Here is a 2,583-nt window from a genome sequence, read left to right on the forward strand (position 1 = left end):
GGGCGACCTTCGCCAAGAATTTCTTCGAGGCCGGCGGCATCGAAGCCGTCACGAACGACGGCTTCTCCGACAACGACAGGCTCCGGCACGCCTTCGCGCAAAGCGGAGCCCGGCTGTCCTGCATCTGCTCGACGGACGAGATCTACGAGCAACATGCCGCCGCGGCGGCCGAAGCTCTGCGCGCCGCAGGATCGACCCTCGTGGCTCTGGCGGGACGACCGGGCGAGCGGGAGGATGCCTGGACCCGGGCCGGGATGACCACCTTCATCTTCGCCGGGTGCGATGCTCTCACGATCCTGGGCCAGGCTCTCGACGAGGCCGGCGCCTGACGCGGCGGGACGTTTCCTGACCTCACGCAAAGCTGAAACCCCAGGCCGGAACCCGCTGAAAAGCCTCACGTTGGTTCAGCCCATTCCTTCTTGCTGTGGAGCGTTCCATGCGTGTGATGTCCTGGCTCGGCGCGGCGGCCTTGTCCGCCCTTGCCCTCGCTCCCGCGGCCCACGCACAGGCCAACCGGTTCGACGGCAACTGGAGCGTGGAGGTCGTGACGGAAAAAGGCGCCTGCGACCGGGCCTACCGCTATGCGGTGGTCGTCCAGAACGGCCGGGCCCGTTACGGCGGACCGGAGAACTTCAACGTGAACGGCCAGGTCCAGCCGAACGGCTCGGTCTCGGCCAGCATCTCGCGCGGCCAGGACCGGGCCAACGTGTCCGGCCGTCTGTCGGGCAATACGGGCCGCGGCACGTGGTCGACCTCGGGTGGACGGGTCTGCTCGGGCTATTGGAACGCGGAGAAGCGGGGGTGACGTTCCTCCGCCGGTCCCGTCTCCGACCATGCGCCGATAGCATCCCTGTGCCGGATGCCCTAAAATGACGCCCATCACCGTGTTTCATTCGTCAAGGGTACCCGTTTCAAGGCCATGACCAGCATCCCGGACTTCTCGAGCGTCGCCTTCTCCGCCGCTCCCCTGGCGCCCTCCTCCCAGCCCGGCACCGAGCCCTGGCTGACGCCCGAGGGCATCGCGGTCAAGGGAGCCTATGGGCCTGAGGATCGCGCCGGGCTGGACTTCCTCGACACCTGGCCGGGCATCGCGCCGTTCCTGCGCGGCCCCTACCCGACCATGTACGTGAACCAGCCGTGGACCGTGCGCCAATACGCCGGGTTCTCCACGGCCGAGGATTCCAACGCCTTCTACCGACGCAACCTGGCGGCCGGCCAGAAGGGCCTGTCGGTGGCCTTCGATCTGGCGACCCACCGTGGATACGATTCCGACCATCCGCGCGTGGCCGGCGATGTGGGCATGGCGGGTGTCGCCATCGATTCGATCTACGACATGCGCACGCTGTTCGCCGGCATCCCGCTCGACCGGATGAGCGTGTCGATGACGATGAACGGCGCGGTGCTCCCCGTTCTGGCGCTCTACATCGTGGCGGCCGAGGAACAGGGCGTGCCGCCCCAAAAACTCTCGGGCACGATCCAGAACGACATCCTGAAAGAGTTCATGGTGCGCAACACCTACATCTACCCGCCGAAAGGGTCGATGCGCATCATCTCGGACATCTTCGCCTATACCTCGGCGAACATGCCGAAGTTCAACTCGATCTCGATCTCCGGCTACCACATGCAGGAAGCCGGCGCGACGCAGGATCTCGAGCTCGCCTACACGCTCGCCGACGGCGTCGAATACATCCGCGCCGGCATCGCCGCGGGCCTGACCATCGATCAGTTCGCACCGCGCCTTTCGTTCTTCTGGGCGGTGGGCATGAACTTCTTCATGGAAGTCGCCAAGATGCGCGCCGCGCGCCTGATCTGGGCCAAGCTCGTGAAGGGCTTCGACCCGCAGAACGACAAGTCGCTGCCGCTGCGAACGCATTCGCAAACCTCGGGCTGGTCGCTGACCGCGCAGGACGTGTTCAACAACGTCACCCGCACCTGCATCGAGGCCATGGCGGCCACTCAGGGCCATACCCAGTCGCTGCACACCAACGCGCTGGACGAGGCGCTGGCGCTCCCGACCGACTTTTCGGCCCGCATCGCGCGCAACACGCAGCTGTTCCTGCAGCAGGAGAGCGGCACGACCCGCATCATCGACCCGTGGGGCGGCTCCTATTACGTCGAGCGCCTGACCCACGAGCTGGCGCAGAAGGCCTGGGCGCATATCCGGGAAGTCGAGGAACTCGGCGGCATGGCGAAGGCCATCGAGGCGGGAATCCCGAAGCTGAAGATCGAGGAAGCGGCGGCGCGCACGCAGGCGCGGATCGATTCCGGCCACCAGAAGATCATCGGCGTGAACGCCTTCCGCACCGCGGACGAAGCCGCCATCGACATTCTCAAGGTCGACAACGCGGCCGTGCGGGCGAGCCAGATCGACAAGCTGAAGCGCCTGAAGGCCGAGCGCAGCCAGGCCGACGTGGACGCGGCGTTGTCCGCCCTCTCCACGGTCGCGGCGTCCGGCGAGGGCAATCTGCTCGACCTCGCCGTGAAGGCGGCGCGGGCCAAGGCCACGGTGGGCGAGATTTCCGACGCGCTGGAGAAGGTCTGGGGCCGTCACCGCGCCGAGATCAAGGCGATCTCGGGCGTTTA

General features: G+C 66.7%; 2 protein-coding genes and 1 pseudogene. All 3 read left to right on the forward strand.

Annotation, left to right across the window (positions count from 1 at the left end; all coding sequences use genetic code 11):
• Positions 1-329 (forward strand): annotated as a pseudogene (locus KBI52_RS01800) (methylmalonyl-CoA mutase); the annotation flags it as partial.
• 107 nt (positions 330-436) lie between these two features.
• Entirely contained in the window at positions 437-805 is a 369-nt protein-coding gene (locus KBI52_RS01805) for a hypothetical protein (protein ID WP_210804931.1), read from the forward strand.
• Between the two features lie 114 nt (positions 806-919).
• On the forward strand, positions 920-2,583 hold a 1,664-nt coding region (scpA, locus tag KBI52_RS01810; RefSeq protein WP_210804933.1), incomplete at its 3' end, for a methylmalonyl-CoA mutase.

The sequence above is a fragment of the Microvirga sp. HBU67558 genome, assembly GCF_018069605.1.
In the GTDB taxonomy this organism is placed as follows: domain Bacteria; phylum Pseudomonadota; class Alphaproteobacteria; order Rhizobiales; family Beijerinckiaceae; genus Microvirga; species Microvirga terrae.